The organism is Microcoleus sp. B6-A1 (genome assembly GCF_036705085.1).
Lineage (GTDB): Bacteria > Cyanobacteriota > Cyanobacteriia > Cyanobacteriales > Microcoleaceae > Microcoleus.
Genome location: NZ_JAUBTU010000015.1, coordinates 41,499 through 59,982, shown reverse-complemented (window position 1 = coordinate 59,982; position 18,484 = coordinate 41,499). Strand labels below are relative to the sequence as shown.

The 18,484-nt window shown below is 45.7% G+C and carries 15 protein-coding genes and 1 tRNA gene; 7 read left to right on the top strand and 9 right to left on the bottom strand.

Translation table 11 applies throughout. From position 1 onward, the window contains the following. Positions 1-76: 76 nt before the first annotated feature. The 3 genes from QUB11_RS07700 to psbX all read right to left on the bottom strand — a co-directional run bounded on the left by QUB11_RS07700 (position 77) and on the right by psbX (position 2,987). Positions 77-1,201: a redoxin domain-containing protein gene (locus QUB11_RS07700; protein ID WP_333198424.1), complete on the bottom strand. Its 1,125-nt coding sequence runs from the start codon at positions 1,199-1,201 to the stop codon at positions 77-79. Between the two features lie 575 nt (positions 1,202-1,776). Continuing rightward, a complete protein-coding gene (locus QUB11_RS07695) occupies positions 1,777-2,586 on the bottom strand; it encodes a Ycf66 family protein (protein WP_333198422.1) in 810 nt (269 codons plus the stop codon). A gap of 281 nt (positions 2,587-2,867) precedes the next feature. After that, positions 2,868-2,987 (bottom strand): photosystem II reaction center X protein, encoded by a 120-nt coding sequence (gene psbX / locus QUB11_RS07690; RefSeq protein WP_190741405.1) that lies wholly within the window; start codon positions 2,985-2,987, stop codon positions 2,868-2,870. Positions 2,988-3,111: 124 nt separating this feature from the next. On the opposite strand from psbX, the gene QUB11_RS07685 reads away from it, so the two are divergent. Continuing rightward, positions 3,112-3,396, top strand: a complete 285-nt coding sequence (locus QUB11_RS07685) for a YggT family protein (RefSeq protein WP_006634856.1) — start codon at positions 3,112-3,114, stop codon at positions 3,394-3,396. A 74-nt stretch (positions 3,397-3,470) separates the two neighbouring features. Here QUB11_RS07685 and accC read toward each other — a convergent pair whose 3' ends face one another. After that, a complete protein-coding gene (gene accC / locus QUB11_RS07680; protein ID WP_333198420.1) occupies positions 3,471-4,826 on the bottom strand; it encodes an acetyl-CoA carboxylase biotin carboxylase subunit in 1,356 nt (451 codons plus the stop codon). 228 nt (positions 4,827-5,054) lie between these two features. Here accC and QUB11_RS07675 point away from each other — a divergent pair. The 4 genes from QUB11_RS07675 to QUB11_RS07660 all read left to right on the top strand — a co-directional run bounded on the left by QUB11_RS07675 (position 5,055) and on the right by QUB11_RS07660 (position 6,560). Continuing rightward, positions 5,055-5,138: transfer RNA gene (locus tag QUB11_RS07675), tRNA-Leu, on the top strand. A 418-nt stretch (positions 5,139-5,556) separates the two neighbouring features. Then, complete coding sequence (locus tag QUB11_RS07670) at positions 5,557-5,769, top strand: helix-turn-helix domain-containing protein (protein WP_006634859.1); 213 nt, start codon at positions 5,557-5,559, stop codon at positions 5,767-5,769. 37 nt (positions 5,770-5,806) lie between these two features. Then, on the top strand, positions 5,807-6,205 hold the full coding sequence (locus tag QUB11_RS07665; RefSeq protein WP_333390208.1) for a DUF433 domain-containing protein: 399 nt from the start codon (positions 5,807-5,809) through the stop codon (positions 6,203-6,205). Beyond that, positions 6,198-6,560, top strand: a complete 363-nt coding sequence (locus tag QUB11_RS07660; RefSeq protein ID WP_333390205.1) for a DUF5615 family PIN-like protein — start codon at positions 6,198-6,200, stop codon at positions 6,558-6,560. Before QUB11_RS07665 ends, QUB11_RS07660 begins: the two co-directional genes overlap by 8 nt. Positions 6,561-6,574: 14 nt before the next feature. Here QUB11_RS07660 and QUB11_RS07655 read toward each other — a convergent pair whose 3' ends face one another. Continuing rightward, positions 6,575-8,452 carry an ATP-binding protein gene (locus tag QUB11_RS07655; protein WP_333390203.1) on the bottom strand — a complete coding sequence of 626 codons (1,878 nt, stop codon included), beginning with the start codon at positions 8,450-8,452 and terminating at the stop codon, positions 6,575-6,577. Between the two features lie 136 nt (positions 8,453-8,588). Between QUB11_RS07655 and QUB11_RS07650 the strand changes: the two genes are divergently transcribed. After that, a complete protein-coding gene (locus tag QUB11_RS07650; protein WP_333390201.1) occupies positions 8,589-9,245 on the top strand; it encodes a hypothetical protein in 657 nt (218 codons plus the stop codon). Between the two features lie 172 nt (positions 9,246-9,417). Here the strand turns inward: QUB11_RS07650 and QUB11_RS07645 are convergent, their stop codons facing one another. Beyond that, on the bottom strand, positions 9,418-10,518 hold the full coding sequence (locus QUB11_RS07645) for an AAA family ATPase (protein ID WP_333390199.1): 1,101 nt from the start codon (positions 10,516-10,518) through the stop codon (positions 9,418-9,420). Between the two features lie 219 nt (positions 10,519-10,737). Here QUB11_RS07645 and QUB11_RS07640 point away from each other — a divergent pair, with 219 nt between their 5' ends. Continuing rightward, a complete protein-coding gene (locus QUB11_RS07640; protein ID WP_333390197.1) occupies positions 10,738-11,085 on the top strand; it encodes a hypothetical protein in 348 nt (115 codons plus the stop codon). A gap of 165 nt (positions 11,086-11,250) precedes the next feature. Here QUB11_RS07640 and QUB11_RS07635 read toward each other — a convergent pair whose 3' ends face one another. The 3 genes from QUB11_RS07635 to QUB11_RS07625 form a co-directional block, all read right to left on the bottom strand. After that, entirely contained in the window at positions 11,251-12,522 is a 1,272-nt protein-coding gene (locus QUB11_RS07635; protein WP_333390195.1) for an FAD-dependent hydroxylase, read from the bottom strand. A 410-nt stretch (positions 12,523-12,932) separates the two neighbouring features. After that, on the bottom strand, positions 12,933-16,439 hold the full coding sequence (locus QUB11_RS07630; protein WP_333390193.1) for a PAS domain S-box protein: 3,507 nt from the start codon (positions 16,437-16,439) through the stop codon (positions 12,933-12,935). A 533-nt stretch (positions 16,440-16,972) separates the two neighbouring features. After that, positions 16,973-18,103: a serine/threonine-protein kinase gene (locus QUB11_RS07625; protein WP_333198410.1), complete on the bottom strand. Its 1,131-nt coding sequence runs from the start codon at positions 18,101-18,103 to the stop codon at positions 16,973-16,975. Between the last annotated feature and the right edge of the window lie 381 nt (positions 18,104-18,484).

Here is an 18,484-nt window from a genome sequence, read left to right as displayed (position 1 = left end):
GGAATTAGGTTTTGTGGCTAACCGCTAACTACCTTCTCTAATTATTTTAGGACTTGCACCACGGTAGTGACATTCCTTACGCCGGTTCTCCAATTCGGGAATCTGAATCAGCAGCTAAATACTTAAAATTAGCTTGTCGTACCTCGGCATCCTCATTGCCGTAGAAAAAAGACAGCAAAGCAAAACGCTGGCCGCTAATCACCGGCGTCGCTTCATGCAGCAAAGAACACGAAAAAATAATCGCCGTGCCACAATCCCCTTTATAACCGTGCGGCGCGTACTCGGGAAACCGTAAAAATCCCCCCGTGTACTCTCCCACATTCAAGTTTAGCGTCATCGCAAACCTGCGGTGCACCGTAGCTTTGCTAGTGTTGTCGCGGTGCGGCAGAAAATAACCGCCGCTGTCAGCATCGTAACAGCCCACCAAATACCGCTCAAACCTGGTAATTGTAAACTGAAAAGCTTTCTCTACTTCCGGCCGCACCCGGCGCCAAATAATCGCACTCAATCGCTGCTGTAACTTCGGGTCTTCAATAAAGAAATCTCGGCGCTTCTTGAAAGTGTCGTCGTGCAGACCAACTGTTTTCCCGCCTATTTGCCTCATAAAGCCGGAAGGACTGCCACCGTGAGTTTTGTACATATCGATTAAACTGCGGCAAGATGCTTTGTCCAAAACGTTAGGAATTACCAACACCGGAGCGTGGCGAGTGGCTGCTCGGGCTTCCTCAATTGGGGGCAAAGTTTTGAGAAAATCTAATACTTGCTGGGCGTGTTGGTGCGGTTCGCCCATCGGCAAAATATTAATTACCTGAAGGTTTTCGTTGAGTACAAAAGTTTGGGGTGCATAGTGAACTCCGGCAACTCCATTTTCTTCGACATCTCGGAAAACACCGTACTGCTGGCTGACTTTTTTATCCAAGTCCCAGAAAAAGATGAATGATGGAGCAATTGTGGTTGGCCTGTTTTGTTCTTTGTCTGCTGGGTCAACGCTCACTCCGAACTGCGGTACTTGCAAGCTTTGGAATTCTTCTGAAAGCTCTTGAAAGCTTTTGAGGATAACTTGGATTTGTTCAAAAGCTGCGCTGGCAAAGAAAAACAGGACGACTCGCCGGCCGCCAACAGTCTGGAAATGAAATAAGGGGTTATTTGTAGAAGGAATGGAAAACCAGGGAGCCGGATCTCCTATTTCGAGTAATGGCATCTTGCTGATTTGAGATTTGGGATTTTATTTTTAGATTATTATGCTGTCGATTAGTTCCACAGATTCGGTATGTCAATCGATTTTAGATTTTAGATTTTAGATTTTAGGATCGCGAATTAAATAATTTACACTCTTGAAAGTGGGGAGTAGGGTTGGGCTTATAGCCCGCCCTTTCTGGACGGGCGGGACGCCCATCCCACAAGAACCATCACGCATTCTAAGTTATTGAATTTTCCTTCCTGAGATTAAAGAATTGAAGCATTGACCCCACGAATAAATTCGGGGACTCCTTTATCGGATACAGGTTTTTTATTGAGCCGTCCTGAGTCTGCTTTCGGAATGAATCCGGGGGCTTGTATCCTGGATGCTTGATTGTCAAAATAAATTTTAAAAAAAATTAGCTTTTATTTGTGTATATCTGCGTTTTTATGCGGTTTCACACTCGCAATTTACAGTCTTTTTAAGCAATAAGTCTAATATCTGAGAATAAGTAGATGGGCATCAATAAACGCAACTTATTTTTTTGCCTGCGGGTACGAGAAAAGTTTAGTTTCACCCATCTACTTAGTGTTTGCCTATTTGTCGAAACTGGGGGAATTATCCGGTTGGTCTTCCGGGTATTCTACAGGTCGATACTCCACGTAATCTGACGGCGGTGCTTCCACGTCGCGGTTGCTGGGGCGAGACCTCGATGATTCCGTAGGACGGGGTTTTTTGGTTCTCGGCGGCGTATCGGAACTGCGGTTTTCCGAAGCAGGGGGGCGACTGCTGCGGCTGCGGGTCGGTCTTTCTTCGGGGTTGTCTGAAACGTCCCAGTTGTCCGACTCTTGGGCAGGCGGGGCTTCTGGGCGAGAGGGACGTTTGCGCGAGGATCGATCGGGCGAGTCGGGCCGTCCGGTGTTAACGCTGCCGTTGCGATTCGAGGGGCGGCGGCGGGGTTCGTCGTCGTAGGCTTCCCGAGAGGAACGGTAGTCTTGGCTGCCTCTGATGCGGGGACGCGGCGGATAGTCTTCCTCTGGTTCTAGCTGTTCCATTTCGGCATCGTAGCCGTCGTAACCGTAGGCGTTGCTGACCGGTCGCTCTTCATCTACGTATTGGGCGCGACTTTTGGCTTGGGCTGTGGTCGCTCCTCGCAGCTTAATACTTTCTGCTGCAAAAAATATGGCGGAACCGGTGAGCAGAAATTGACCGAATGCCAGAATTGGGTCAAGCCGCCACCCCTGAAATAACAGAATACCGCCGCACAGCAAGCCGACTGCTGCAAAAAAAATATCGTGGTCTCGGGCTAGTTTGGGACGCCACGATCGCAGAAAATACAGTCCTGCCCCTGCTACTGCTAGGATAATCCCTAACAGGCTGCTCCAGTTCAATCCTAAATTGACCATTAGCCTATCTCCTATGTCTTTCCTATGTTAGCGAGTTAGATTTTACATCTATCATTAAGTCTGTCAGCCCGACTGTGCTTTCTGGGGCAGCGTCCGGTCAGGGTTTCAGCTTGGTAAGTGAGTATAATAATGAGTTTAACGGGAAAAAACCTCAGCTTGGCAGTCAACTGAAGGTTTTGCCTTGACAGTTGCTGGCAGCCGAGGTTTCTCGGATCGGGGAAATGCCCGACTTGTAGCCCACAATTGACTTGCAGCGCCGGACTTAGAAACCCGCTGACTTTTTAGGTGCGCTTGATTTTGTCTTTTTGGCTGATGAATATCAGGGCGATCGTTGCTGGAATCACTACTACCACCACGCCCACCAGCAGGCTGTACAAGAAGTTCGCGAGAGAAGGAGTCATAGATTCAAAGCCTTTGTTACAACAATTTGATTTTTATTAATTTTATACTTTCGATCGCACCTGTGAAACGGTTAAAATTCTGAAGGGCTGACTTAACAAAACTTAAAATTTCGAGATAAGACCCATGACTGGTATTACCGTTGCAAGTTGGATTCTGGGCTCTGTCCTAGTCGTGATGACCTTGCTGTTTATTTTTCGGATCGTCCTGACTTGGTATCCCGAGGTGAACCTGAGCAAGTTGCCGTTGAGTCTGATTGCTTGGCCGACGGAACCTTTTTTAGCCGTAACTAGAAAGATTGTACCGCCGATCGGCGGGGTGGACATTACGCCGATTATTTGGGTCGGTATCTGTAGCTTGCTGCGAGAAATGATTCTCGGTCAGCAAGGGCTACTGACAATGATGATGTAGAAGTTGGCGGTTGACTGTTGGCGGTTGACTGTTGACTGTTGGCGGTTCACTGCCAACTGCCAACTGCCAACTGACTAATGACTGTTTTGGTTCAAGAACTGTTCGACGAAATTCGTGTAAACTTCGCCGCTGAGAAACTCGGGGGAATCGAGGATTTTTTGGTGAAAGCCCAGGGTGGTAGGAACGCCAGTGATAGCACATTCCCGCAATGCCCGTTTCATCCTGCGGATGGCTGTCGGTCGATCGCGCCCCCATACAATTACTTTACCGATTAAAGAATCGTAGTAAGCGGGTATTTCGTAATCGGTGTAAACGTGAGAGTCCATCCGCACGCCAGGGCCACCGGGAGGCAAATAACCGCTGATTATGCCGGGGTGAGGCCGGAAATTGCGATCGGGGTCTTCGGCGTTGATGCGGCACTCGATGGCGTGGCCGTTGAGAACTACTTGGTTTTGCTTGATTTGCAGTTTTTCTCCTTGGGCGATGCGGATTTGTTCGGCTATCAAGTCGAGGCCTGTAATCATCTCGGTGACGGGATGTTCTACTTGGATGCGAGTGTTCATTTCCATGAAGTAGAATTTGCCCGATTTGTCAAGCAGAAATTCGACTGTGCCGGCACCTGTGTAGTTGATCGATTTGGCGGCGGCAATGGCGGCGTGACCCATTTGATCTCGCAGTTTTTGGCTGAGGGCAGGGCTGGGGGCTTCTTCGAGGAGTTTCTGGTGTCGGCGCTGAATCGAACAATCTCTCTCGCCGAGGTGGATGACGTTACCGTAGTTGTCGGCGAGGATTTGGATTTCGATATGCCGGGGTTTTTCGATGAATTTTTCGAGGTAAAGTCCGGGGTTGCCGAAGGCTGCATCGGCTTCGCCTTGGGCGGCTGAGAATAGTTTGGGGAGTTCGGATGCTTCTCTGACTAGCCTCATCCCGCGGCCTCCACCGCCGGCGGTGGCTTTGATCATCACAGGATAGCCGATCTCGCGGGCGATCGACAAAGCTTCGCGATCGTCGGCCAGCAATCCCTCGCTACCGGGAACAGTGGGGACTTTCACCCGCTGCATCGTTTCTTTGGCGGTGGATTTGTCACCCATCGCCCGCATCGCCGCAGGAGAAGGGCCGATGAAGGTAATTTGATGGTCGGCGCAGATTTCGGCAAATCGGGCGTTTTCGGCGAGGAAGCCGTAACCGGGGTGAATGGCTGCGGCGTTGCGCGTCAGGGCGGCCGCGATGATGTTGGGGATGTTTAAATAGCTTTTGCTGCTGGTGGGGGGGCCGATGCAAACGGCTTCGTCTGCCAACTGGACGTGCAAGGCGTGTTTATCTACGGTGGAGTGAACGGCGACCGTGGCAATCCCCATTTCCTCGCAGGTCCGCAATATGCGGAGAGCTATTTCTCCCCGATTAGCGATTAAAATTTTCGAGAACCCCATCTTCGCTGCTTAATTCACTCAATATTCTGTACAATAATGCCTTTCGGTATGTTCTGGATAATCGTTTTGCAGAAATTGTTCACAAAAATTTATTTTACATTTGGCTGGTAGTGGTGCTATGATTGTAAATCGGCGGTGTCAAAGGGCAAGTCACAAGTTAAATGTCAGGAACCTCAACCTGTGAATCTTTAACTCGTAACGCAAAAATCCCGGAGATTGCCAGAAAGAGCGGATGTGGCGGAATTGGTATACGCGCACGCTTGAGGTGCGTGTGGCATTATGTCCTTGCGAGTTCGAGTCTCGCCATCCGCATTGAATATATAAAACAACTGTTGACGGTTTTGGCTGTCGGCAGTTGTTTTATTTTTGATGGGTGGGTAGTCAGAAACCGGGTTTTTGCGAGAATATTTGGTTATAGGCGAAGATTTGGTGAAAAACCCGGTTTCTTTGATTTGTGGGTGAGTACCATCGGGTGCGGATTCATCAGATATCTTTAAGTGCGATCGAACTTCTGACTAGACCTCTTGCAAAAATAATTAGGACGGGCAAGATGCCCATCCCACAAGAAAAAATAACTCTTGTGGGATGGGCATCTTGCCCGTCCCATCAATTGAGGAAAAGGATTTTTGCAAGAGATCTACTGATCCACACCATACAAAATACTCTTTAACTGTCGATCGACAATTGTGTTTGAATTAAAAACATAGATACTTATCGTTTGTCAAGTAAAATGGGGTTAGTTAGGTTCCGAATCCGAGAGTTGGCTGACGAAAAGGGATGGACGTTAAAGGATGTTGCCGATCGATCCGAGGTTCCGTACAGCACAGTCAGGCACTATGCTCGTTCGGAAGGACTAGCAACGGTTGATATCACATCCATTCAAAAGATAGCTCGCACCCTCGATGTTTTGATTGAGGAGTTGATGGAAGTTGTTAAAGAATGAACCGCTGAAATTATATTAGCAAACGGAAGTTAGATCGATGACATCCTACGCCTTAAACTTACCCGTTCAGTTACAGCAAGAAGCTGAAAAATTGGCAACACTCCAAGGCATTTCCTTCGATCAGTTTATCCTCTGGGCTGTAGCCGAAAAAGTCGCTACTCTCAACCAGCGGAATGACGATCCGGCTTTTCCTGCAATCACGTATGTGCGCGGCGCTAGCGGCGAACTCGTTCCGGTTTTGCGCGGCACTCGGTTGCGGGTGCAAACAGTAGTCATCGCAGCGCAGAAATGGGGTTTTTCTCCAAACCAAATTGCCACTGAGTATGACTTAAGTGAAGAGCAAGTGAACGATGTTCTCGCTTTTTATGCGGCTCACCATCAAGAAATAGACGCATCTATTGCCGCTGAGCAAATTATTGAAGCTGCTAATGTCTAAACCGCTATTGCATCTAGATGCCGATACCTCTATTAAAGCTTTGCAAGCCGCCCTTTTATCTCGCAGTCACGATGTCACTCGGACACCGACTGAGTGGATGGCTTTAGATGCTAGCGATGAGGCTCAATTGCTAGAAGCAACAGCGCGAGGGCGGTGTATTTTTACGTTTAATATCCGGGATTTTCAGGTTTTAGCTCAGCGTTATCCCGAACATGGTGGCATCATTTTGGCGGCTCAAAACAGTTGGACATTATCTAGTCTAATTGCTTCGCTCGATCGCCTGCTTTCAGAAACACAAGCTGCTGACTGGAAAGGGCAAGTTCGCTGGCTTAATCAGTGGCGAACCGAATCATAACTTACGCAAGCACACTATATACATTTATCCACCCAATGGCGAAATAGTTCGACAATAATGCGCCACTTGCCATCCCTTGCCGAAACTACATCGTGACGTATCAAAGAGTTAAGTGCTTGCTGTAAATTTGTGTCGTTCATGCCAGTAATTTCAGCTAGCGTGTTGATATCGAGTCCTTCTGGGTGAGGTGCGATCGCTCTTAATACCTCTTGTTGTCCGGGAGTACCCCGCGTCGCCTGACCCCAAACGCCATCGAAGTAGTAGCGTCCCCGCTGAAAGAATTCAGGGTCATTAATGACAGCCCTCACATCTTCTACTGTAAAGACCGGATCGCGAGAAGTTCCCCTCTCAAAAACTTGCTCATTGTAGCGGCGAACTAGCTGAAATCCCACTAGCTGAACTAAATAAGGCTGTCCAGTAGTCAACATAGAGATTGCAGATAAGGCTTCTGGTGCGTAGTCAAGAAGGAAATCTTCATGGGGATTAGCAAGAATCTGGCGGGTAGCTGCCCTTTCCATAAAGCTAACCTTGATATTAATAAAGCTAGCGAAGAAAGGGTGGGAGTAATCCCCAGTCATCTCCTCTAAAGTATGCAAACCAGCCAGGGCAAAAGCTATTTTAGGACTCATTTGTACCATCCCACGCAGAACCTCCATAAAGTCACTGTCAATCTTTCCTTTCTCAATCAGTTTTTCAATCTTCTCAAACTCATCTAAAGCAATAATCAAACCCGTTTCACTCAGATTTGCCTCTACTTGTTTCAAATAGCGCTCAAAAGTACGGTAGGGAAGATTCAGCAACTCCGCATCGGCAGGAGGTGAAATGTTGACAGCATCAGAAATTTCATCGCTAATTGCCATCAGCACCTCTCCAACTCCTTGAGGACTATCTCCCACTAGCAATAGATTGACATAGGCTACTTTTACCTGTGAACCCAGAGATTTAGCAGCGTTAAGCAGAATAGAAGTTTTCCCCATGCGTCGATGACCGTAAATAACCACAGACTGAAGTCGCTGAGTCAATATCCACAATTCTTTGAGCTGTTTGAGTATATCCTCTCGTCCAACAAACAGGTTCCCCTCAACAGGGTCGCCAACCACGTAGGGATTACGCACTCGCTCAGTAATAGAAACGTTGCCAACCTCACTAGCTACATTTAGTATCGCTTGCGACCACTTAAAAGCAATTTTTCTAACTATTTCTCGCTCTGGTTGAGGCACATCATCAGGTTGCTCCCGCAGGTTTTTAAGTTCCCCTAAAGCACGGCTGAGAGCGAAGGCTCTGGCCGAACGAGATGAACTCTTCTGAATAATTTTAATATCTTCTACAATCCTATAAAAACTAGCAATTGCTTTACCAGTAGCCGGACGCCTCCAGTATTCTACAGTAAAAATGTATGTTTTAATTGCAGAAATATCATTTAAATTATTAGCATTTAGTAACTCCGATAAAGTTAGAGTTATCAACCACATTTCCTTTACATAAGGTAGAGACCGCAGCACCTCATCAAATGCTTTTCCTGCATCGTACAGGGACTCCTCGTGCAAACACAAGAAACCACGGGCAACAGCGCGAGCATGAGGCTCAAATTGAATAAAATTTGTATAGATAGAACCTGAAATCAAACGCACCAACTCCCATTTGTAAGGATGATCAGTTAAATGTGCTATACGATCGACCACTTGCTCTGGTTCTTCAGCAAGAACTTGGTTTAAAGCTTGAATTACAGGAATGAACTGGAGAGTATAAGTATAAATTTCATAAGCATTATGTATTCCTGTTTCCCAATCTAGTCGCAGCCATTCTTTTAATTGCTCGGTGATATAGGGATTAGGCAGGACAGTTACACGAGGAAACAGCAAGTCTAGATGATTTCTATAGGACTTACGCATTTCAAAAACATAATCAGATGGCAATTCTTGAGACAGAGGAAGATGGGGAGATGAAGAAATCTGAAAATCAGAATATCCAGAATATCGGGAACCAAACTCATCACTGAAAATCCTTGGGCTGCTGTTTTCTTTAACTTTGGGAGTAACTCCTATTTTAAATAATTTTTGGGTTAGAGGTAATGTAAAAAACCAGTTATCTGGGCGCAGCAATCCTATACATGAACCTATCACACAAGTAACAAAGAAAACTACCCTAATTAACAGGCTTTTTATAACTGTAAAAAAATCTGTTTTGTCTAAATCTAGTGGTAGAGAAATACAAAGTGTGAATGACATAAATAACACGCCACCAATAACGAATATAATAGCTAATTCGTCCACACCTAAAATGGCTAGTGTCGAAATACCTCCTACGCCCAACCATATACCTGCTAAGATACTTAAAATTAAGATAACTCCCAGGTTAGTAGATTCTTCTTTGATAGCACTCACAGTAAAATTTGATAAATTAAAACTTAAGGAAAAAATAATAATTATAGTTAGATATTTGGCTGTTTCTGACTTGAACTTTGATAAAAATTTATCTTTTTCAATTAATGTCACAGCCAAGGCCATCCCACACCCCCAAATAGTAAAGAAAAACCCTACTGATATATGTACCGCATCTACTGAAAAATTAATCAATTTAAGAATTACACTCCAATTTAAGAGTGTAATGAATATGACTACCATTACTTGTAAAAGTAACCCAGTTATTATGGAATTAGGCAATAATCCTGAATCTTTTTTATAATTCTTGTGGCGCTCTGAAATAGATATTCTATTGTAGATATACCACCGCAAGGCTTGGGGAAAGAAAAACACCCAGTATAATAACCGCAAGTAATCGATGGGCTTTGATAATGAAAGAGGTCGCTTTAATTGAGGAGCTAAGTCTAAACGGGGAATGTCGGTATTGCGATCGCTCATTTTACATCCTCCATATATCGCGCATAATTTTGATAGCACAACTGCATCAGTCGTCGTGGATGACCGCCACTTTCTTGTACTAGCTGGCTGATTTCCTCTTCAGTAAAACGCACCAAAGTCCTAGCAAGACGAGCTTTAATAAAGGCACCGGCAATTGCTTCATCCCAAGGCTTGATGTTCTCTTCTTGGCAAATACCCGCCAGGGGAGACGTGTTCCCTTCATCCTGACTGTCATTAAAGAGTTTATCGAGGGGTTGGGTAGCAGCTAAAATCAGTTGTAAAGCTGCATTTTGCCCCTCAGCTAAACCCCGCAAGTGATCTCTCACTTGACGGGTAAAACCTTCCCAAGTCATCTTTCCGACATTATCTATAGCCAGCAGCACTCTATGCTTTTTCAACGCACGAGTGAGCATATATCCCTCGCTTTTAGGGATGCCAACTTCTTCGCACAAAGCTGTGTAGAAGTCATCTTCATCTCGGACTCCATTTAGGTCTAAGTAAATTGGCTTGCGTGCCGATAATAGGAAATTTTCAGCCTGTTGACAAATAGCCGATAGCAGAGAAGACTTCCCGATGCCTTCCTCTCCTATTAAAGCTACACTATTATTGCTGTTAAGAACCTCGAATACTCGCCTAATTTCCCGCTCTCTGCCAAAAAACAGTTGCGGGTCGTCAACTTTACCAGTCTGAGGAATAAAAGGGTTACAAGAAATAGCAGGGGTGCAATCGTCTTTAGTAAATGCACTCCTTTGACTTGACCGCCAGCTTGAATACTGCGATTTCAGGCAATTTAGAACAGCAGCATCTTTATCTCGACCTTTCTGGCTGTGACAACCCAAAAAACTTTCCTGGTTTTCTTTTAGACAGAAACGCTTGTTGTATATCGTCCACATTTGCCGCCGAACATTCTCAGGGTCGATCGGGATGTCAGAATTTTCTTCTGCGATTCCTCCATCTGCAACCTCTGTATTGCTCTTGACCGTGTTTTCATCGGGAAACTTAGCCAAAAGAATAGCTGTCTCTGTCCGACTCAAGTCATAAACAGTAACTATCTTTACTCTTAAAAAGCTTTGCCATAAGTTCACAGTCTTAGTCACCCCAACTTCTCTCATAACTTGGCGTCTCTCTTGCTGAGTTTACCATAACTAGCGCGTAAATAGGATATTTTTCCGGTTTCTCAAAAAATAGGAAAAAATTTTCCGGTTATTTTTATGATACCGGAAAATTTTTTCTGGGACTTTTTTGAAAGTAGCTTATAAGCTGTTATTTAGTGGTAAGCCTTCCACCGCAAACTTTGAAAAAGCCAGGAGATAAATATGACACAACTAATTGAGTACATCCAGACAGCTAAAGAATTTGCTGATGCTTATGGCATAGGACATCTAGATCGCCTGCTGGCATTAGCTGAAACTGTCCCCGATTCTCCCAAAACTCAATCATCGACTTTTACAGTTATGTCTAATACAATTTTGGAGGAAGTGGAAATGGCTGGATTTCATCTTAACCCTTGGCTAAAGACTTTGATTCTAAGTAACAATGTTGAAGTAGTTCGAGATGCGATCGCTGTAGTTGAGGAAAATCGCCGCCGGGGAATAGTGCGGAACGGCGAAGGGCTGTTAGTACAAGCTATCCGTAACCAATGGAAACCCCATATTTCAGCTTAAATCCTTGAATATTACTCTCAATTACTGCTCAAGGGAAGAAGCAAGCTTGAAACTTGGGGGCGATCGCGCTATAAAGATTAGTGCGAAAAAACAACGGCTATTGATTTGGAACCGCAGATGTGGGCGGATGTACGCTGATGGACGCAGATGAAAATCCGGTTTCTTCTAATTTTGCCCTAATTCTGGCGGCCGCCCCATCAAACCGGTCATCAAGCGCAAGGCTAAAAACCTCACTGGGGGAATTGTCCGCAAACACCACAATCCGAAGCGGCGAAATGCTACAATTGGCAGCCAAGTATTGGAAAATAATCTGTCTAGAAAATCGGTAAATCCTAACACGATTAAATTCTCTTTTTTCCGCCAGTTGTGATACCGTTTCAATACTCGCAAATCGCCGATATCTTCGCCTTTTTGGTGGGCTTGCTGCAAGATTTGGGCGATCGCCCCTGCGTCTCGAATGCCCATATTTAATCCCTGGCCGCCGACGGGATGGCAGCAGTGGGCCGCGTCGCCAATTAGTGCTAATCTGGGCAAAACGTAGCGATCGCTCTGCATTAACTGCACCGGAAACAAAAAGCGATCGCTCTCCAATTCCAAACGCCCCAAAAGCCCGCCCGTGCGCTGTTCCAACAAAGTCAAAAACTCTGTTTCATCCATTTGTTGCAAAGCTTTTGCTTCCGCGTGGGGTGCTGTCCAAACTACTTGACAACGGTTCCCAGGTAATGGTAAAACTCCCATCGGGCCGCTGGGCCAAAAGCGCTCAAAAGCGATATCATTGTGCGGTTTTTCTGCTTTAATAGTGATAGCAATGCAGGATTGCCAGTATTTCCAGCCGCGAGTGCTGATGTTGGCTTCGGTGCGGATGCGCGATCGCGAACCGTCGGCGGCGACTAATAATTTGGTGCGAATTGTGCGGGTTTCGCCGTTTTGTTTGACTTCTATTTCAGCGCAATTAGTTAAATATTTTACCTCGACTACTTCCGCCGGACAAACCCAACTAAAATTCGGGTTTTTTGCCAAACATTCGTGCAAAGCTGACAGCATGACTCCGTGCTCGCCAACATAACCTAAAGCTGTTTTTGGTACAGGCAATTTGCCAGTATTTCCCAAGTCGGGGCGGTGGAATTCGACGACGCCCGGATAGTCGCCGTCGCAGAGGCTAATTTGCTCGAAGGTGGTAATTTGCGGCAAGATTTGCTGCCACACGCCGATACCTTCTAAGATCATTCCTGATAGCAGGGTAATTGCATAAGCTTGTTTTTTGGCTGCTGCTGCGGCGGGGAGTTGGGTTTCAATTATTGCTATTTTTAAGCCGGAATCTTTTAAGGCGCTGGCTAAGGTGGCCCCGACTATGCCGCCTCCGACGATGGCTATGTCAAAGTCGAGTGTCTGTGTTTCCGTGGAGGCTGTGGTAGGAGAAAGTTGGTTTACAGGCATTTTCAAGGGATTTTGTCAAAGTTAATTGGATTGTTACTTTTTTATTGTAAAGAATTATTTCGATTTAGGGCGATCGAGAAGAGGAGAGTATCGGCATTTGTGAAAATCAAGGTTTTCAGACTAGGAGATCCAAATGCAAGCCCTGGATGCACTCGCTACCTCAGAAACCCGGTTTATTCCTATATTTCTCGTCACTAAACGCAAAACTCGTAGAAACTAGGTTTCTAGCTTCCCCCGATGGGTGAGCCCTGAAACTAAGGACTACTGACTAATGATATAATGTCCGATCAATCGCCCATAATACAATTGTCGGGGCGGGTTTGTGAGATTGTCCGTTTTTGGCAAATATTATTGGTGAACCCGCCCCTACAGGAATCAGGGTAATCGACCGGACATGATATGACTACTAACTACTGACTAATGACCATTTCCTTTGTGTTTTCGGTAGCCAGCGCTGATAGTTTCTGGCAAAGGGGAATCTCGATGACAAACTCTGCACCTTCCCCAGGTGTGGAAATACACTGCAATTTGCCTCGGTGTTTTTCAACTATAATCTGATAGCTGATTGACAGTCCCAAGCCTGTGCCTTTGCCGACTGGTTTAGTAGTAAAAAATGGGTCGAACAACTTGCCAATAACTTCTTGATTGATTCCCATCCCGTTGTCGGCAATCCGAATTGTTACTGTGTCTGAATTCGCACTGGTGCTAATCCGAATTCGGTTTGGTCTAGAATATATTTTTTGTGAAGAACGCTTGCTGTTGTACTCTTCGAGGGCGTCGATCGCATTTACTAAAAGATTCATAAATACTTGATTGAGCTGACCTACATAGCACTCGACTTTTGGAAAATTGCCGTATTCTTTGATAATCTCAATAGCGGGACGAAGTACATTAGCTTTGAGCCTGTGCTGCAAAATTAGCAAAGTGCTTTCGATTCCTTCGTGAATATCTACTCGCTTCATCTGCGATTCGTCGAGTCGGGAAAAGTTGCGTAAGGATACAACTAAGTCGCGGATACGATCGGCTCCAACTTTCATTGATTCCAAAATCTTCGTAAAGTCTTCCATTAAGTAATCAACTTCAATATCTTCGGCTGCTTCTACAATTTCTGGGACGGGATTTGGGTATTTTTCTTGGTATAGGTGGAGCAAACCGAGCAAGTCTGTGGCGTATTCCTTGGCGTGGGTGATGTTGCCGTAGATGAAGTTAATGGGATTGTTAATTTCGTGGGCGACGCCGGCGACTAACTGCCCCAGAGAAGAGATTTTTTCGGTTTGGATTAGTTGAGTTTGAGCTTGGTGCAACTCGTGGACAGCTTTTTCGAGCTCGGCTGCTTGCGATCGATACTGTCCCTCGGACTGCTTGAGTGCTTCCAAAACTTGGACTCGATCGCTAATGTCGGTGTGAGTTCCCACCCATTCGCGAATGCTGCCGTCGGCTGCCAAAAGGGGGACGCCCCGCACCCAGAAGTGTCTGTAGCTGCCGTCGGCGGCCCGCAAGCGGTGCTCGACTTCGTAGAGACTTTTTGTTTCTATGGCCCCCATCCAAGCTTGTATTGTGCGATCGCGGTCTTCTGGGTGCACTGCTTCTATCCAGTTGTCCTTCTCTTTCCAACTCATGCCCGTATAAGCTATCCAATCAGGCTGAGGCTTGTCGAAGATTCCGCTAGCGTTGGTCGTCCAAACCATCTGTGCGGTGGCCATTGCCAGCGATCGGTATCTTTCCTCGCTCAGACGCACAGATTCTTCGGCTTGGCGGCTGGCTGTCACGTCGCGCAAAATAGTTGTGAATATGATTTCGCCTGCCACTTCGAGTTTGGAAATAGAAACTTCGGCGGGAAATTCCGTACCATCTCGGCGGCGGGCGAAAATTTCTTTGCGGTTGCCCATTTTTCGGGCTTGTTGAACGTTGTCGCCGAAATTGCTGACGAGGTGACTATGATGCGTGGCAAAAGCTTCGGGCAACAGCAGGCTCAAGGATTGCCCGATCGCCTCAGCAGCCGTCCACCCAAAAATCCGTTCTGCACCTTGGTTGAACAGGATAATTTTTTGGTCAGCATCCACAGAAATAATCGCGTCCTCGGCAATTTCTAAAATGCCGGCGAAACGAGCTTGAGACAGTTGCAGCGCCTGTTCAGCTTGTTTGCGATCGCTGATGTCGCGGGCGATCGTCGAAATGTATGCGAGTTTGCCGTCCGGTGCGGAGTGGGAGATGATAACTTGGCTGACGGGAATTTCGAGTCCCGATGCTGACACGAAGGCTGTTTCTCCACTCCAAAAGCCCTCGGAAATAGCGGTGGCGATCGCTTGATTCAAATTGCTGCGGCCTGACGCTGGCGTGAATTCTGCAACTTGTCGCTTGGATATATCTTCGTTTTCGTCTATACCCACCATTTTTCTGCCTGCTTTGTTGATGTAAATCGCGCGTCCTTCGAGGTTGGAGATACCTACAAAATCCGGGGTCGCTTCCAGAATTGCTGCCAGACTTCTGTTGGCGATTTCGGCTTGTTTGCTCTCAGTAATATCCCGCGCGATGCTAACTATACCGCTGATCTTTCCTAACCCGTCCCGGTAAGCACTTTTTGTAGAAAGAAATGTCCGCAAATTGCCTTTAACTGGCAGTTCTTCTTCGATCGCTTGCGTTGTTCCCGCTGTCATAATTGGGCGATCGGTTTTCCTAATATTGCCCGCAATTTCCGGCGGAAATAACTCGCTGTCATCTCTGCCGATAATGTCGTCTACAGACTTGCCAATTATACTGGCTCCTGCAGCATTAAGCATTAGGTAACTGCCATGAATATCTTTGACAAATAGGGCGGCGGGCGTACTGTTGATGACTGCCATCAACAGGTTATAGTTTTTTTGAAGCGCCTGCTTTGTTGTTTGAGAGTCGAAAATTTGCTGCTGCAATTGCTCGTTGGTGATTTGCAGTTGGAGAGTCCGTTTCTCAACTTGATTTTCTAAGTCTAATTTAGCTTTCCTCAGTCCCAGTTCCGCTCGATAGCGCTTCCGGTCTGCGCTGCAGAGAGTTTTTGCATTCTGCCAAATCAGAACTGTAAAAATAATCACGTTCAATACGCTTAACAGCGATATCCCTACCTCCGGCGTGTAGGCTTGCAACCGATCTCCCAATAGGATGAAATAACCGACTAAAGGCGGGATAATGATTGCCCGTGGCAACAAGCGCCGCGCCATGATGCCGCCCGCGCGATCGCTCGTCATTACTGCTATCAATCCTCGCTCAGGACTGGCAAATAAAATGCCGAAGCTCAGCAACATAAATGCTGCGGCAGTGTGCAAAGCCATTCCTGTATTATTGCCAATTTGGTAAAATAAAGCTTTGTCGTAGAAATAGCCTATCAAACCCGTAAATGCAATTAAAAATGCACAACAGCTTAAGATTTGAATCCGCAGGTATTTAGGCCGACGTTCTGACAGATGCAGCAGCGCTGTTCCCAGCAAGAAAAAAGCACCAGCAGTATTCGGCGCCATGCGTCCGGGTGTTCCGGTGATTGTCAAGGTGTAACTTTCTTTAAATAGCAGTTGGTCGATGCCTAAATCTAAATTAAAGCTATATTGGACTAGGGTTAATAGGCTAATTAATATAATCAAAGATGAGGAACCCAAAATTAAATTCTTGTATTTCTTTTGAGACTTTCTTGCTGTTAATTTGGCGCCCCGGCTCTGTTGGATGAATAGAGAAAACCCGCCCAAAATAAAGCATACCGCAGTATTGGCTTTCATGGTCACGAGTCCGGGCAGAATGCTTTTTAAGAATTGCAGATCGAATATCCAACCCAAAATGACTGTACAGCCGATCGCAATTACTGCAATACTGGCTTTTTTGGAAAAAGACTCGACAGCAGCCATTCGGGTTGAGGGCCTTTGCAGTTGTTGTGCTCGTTCAAAAACTTCCAATTTCTCGATCCCTCTAATTATTGGGTTTCTACGTATCTAAGGTAACAATAAATACTCGATTGAGACTGTTGCCCGCTATACAAAGCTGCTTAAGGTTTTCTCAAAGCTCCTAAGCATAAAACACTAATTATTTTATCTAACTTTAGAGAGGTAGTCAAATGAAGGCTGAAGGCTCTTATGTATAAGGCATCCGGCAGAATTAAATAATTTTTCTTCGTGGTAAATTATAAAAAAAATTCCTTGTTCCTTGTTCCTTGCCCGTTGGATCTCGGAAATTGGGGCCCGATTCATCGGCAAGACGAAGTGTTGTTACTCAGTACATCGAGGGATAATGGTAGCGGATGAATCACTCTGCAACAATATCAGTCGCATTGTAAACTGGCTGCTGTGGCTGTGGGAAATGCGGCAGAACAATAAGACTCGGCGGTTGAAACCGCTACTACAAAAACAAAGTCCCAGCAGAGAGGGACTAAAGAGGGGATATTAAAGTCGGATTTGGTAACTGTCAACTGACAACTGACAACTGACAACAGTCAACTAACTCCCAAATTTTGAAGTGCTTGCAAAGCTTCGGTTGCTGAGGGGTAACGCTGGGGGAAAGCGTACAGCACCATCTGGTCTAAAACGCGAGCCAACTCCGGGGTGACAGTTGCATTTTTCTGCCAGATGAGATTCCCTAAATTATCAACTCTGAGTTGTTTCGGGCGCATTCCTGTCAAGGCTTGAATCCCGATGATGCCGACAGCATAAATGTCGCTGCACTGTTTCGGGGAACCGATGGCTTGTTCGGGGGGAATGTAATCTTGCTGAGTACCGCCGCGCGATTTCGTTTGACCGATGCTGTTTTGTGAAGTGTTGATTTCTTTAACTGCCCCAAAGTCAATTAATACAATCTTGCCATCTGATGTCCGCCTGATTAAGTTTTGAGGGTGTAGGTCGCGGTGAATTACATCTTGTTTGTGAACAAAGACAAGCACTTCCAAGATATCTTTCAACAAAGCAATAACCTGATGTTCTTCCCAAGGTTGACCTTCGATTAGTTCTTGATACAGCGGTTGCCCTTCGATGAATTGATAGACTAAATAAAAATATCCATCTTCTTCAAAACGAGCTAACAATTCTGGTATCCGATCGTGTTGGCCCAATCGATATAAAACCCGCGTTTCTCGATCGAATAGGTGGCTGGTTCTCTCAGACTGGCTTTTCAGGCGCTTGACGAGGCACAAAGGTCGATCGGGCAAATTTTCATCTTCAGCCAGATAGGTATCGCTGTACTCGGTGTTCACCAAATGTTCTCTAATTCGGTAACGCATCCGCAGCAGCTTTTGCAACATCGGATCGACAGAATTAGCTGGTTGTGTGCCTTTTTGTACAGATCTCATGATGCAGTCCCAAAGATTTGCTCCGACGACTTTTTCTTCTTGTCCAATAATTTCTGCTTGCTTCAGTACCTTGGTGAGGTCTTTCCACAAGTTGTAGCCGACATAGCGCCCCAGGTAGCATACTGTGTACCCGCGGGCGATCGGATCGTTTTCCTGAATTTCTTTGTACGTCAAACCCCCTACAACGCCTCGAATTATCGACTGTTGCAACCGACTCAGGTGTTTTTCCGTTTGTTCGTATACCAGATTGTCCAAAAAAATTATTGCTTCTTCTACTGTCATAGTTTTATGGCTTAAGTTAGTTGTGCAGCAGCAACACATTGGGTTTTTATATTTCTGTTATAGACGGTTGGGTTGAAATTTACTAGGTTTTTTGAGTGGTGAAATATATCTTGATAAATATGACTTTTATGAATCAAGTAAATGAATTATATGAAATTCATTTACTTGACAAATGGTTGATGTGTTAAGTAGAATTGACGAATTTTTCTCATAGAGGATCTTAGAGATAAGCTGCTACGCATTTAAATTGCATCCAGAAACGGGCAGGATGCCCGTTCCACAATAATTGTAGACAAATTGACTGTCAAATTAGATGCACAACAGCTTATAGCAATCTTAAATCATTCATTTGTGAGTTTCTTACTTTCTCCCCGCCGGTTC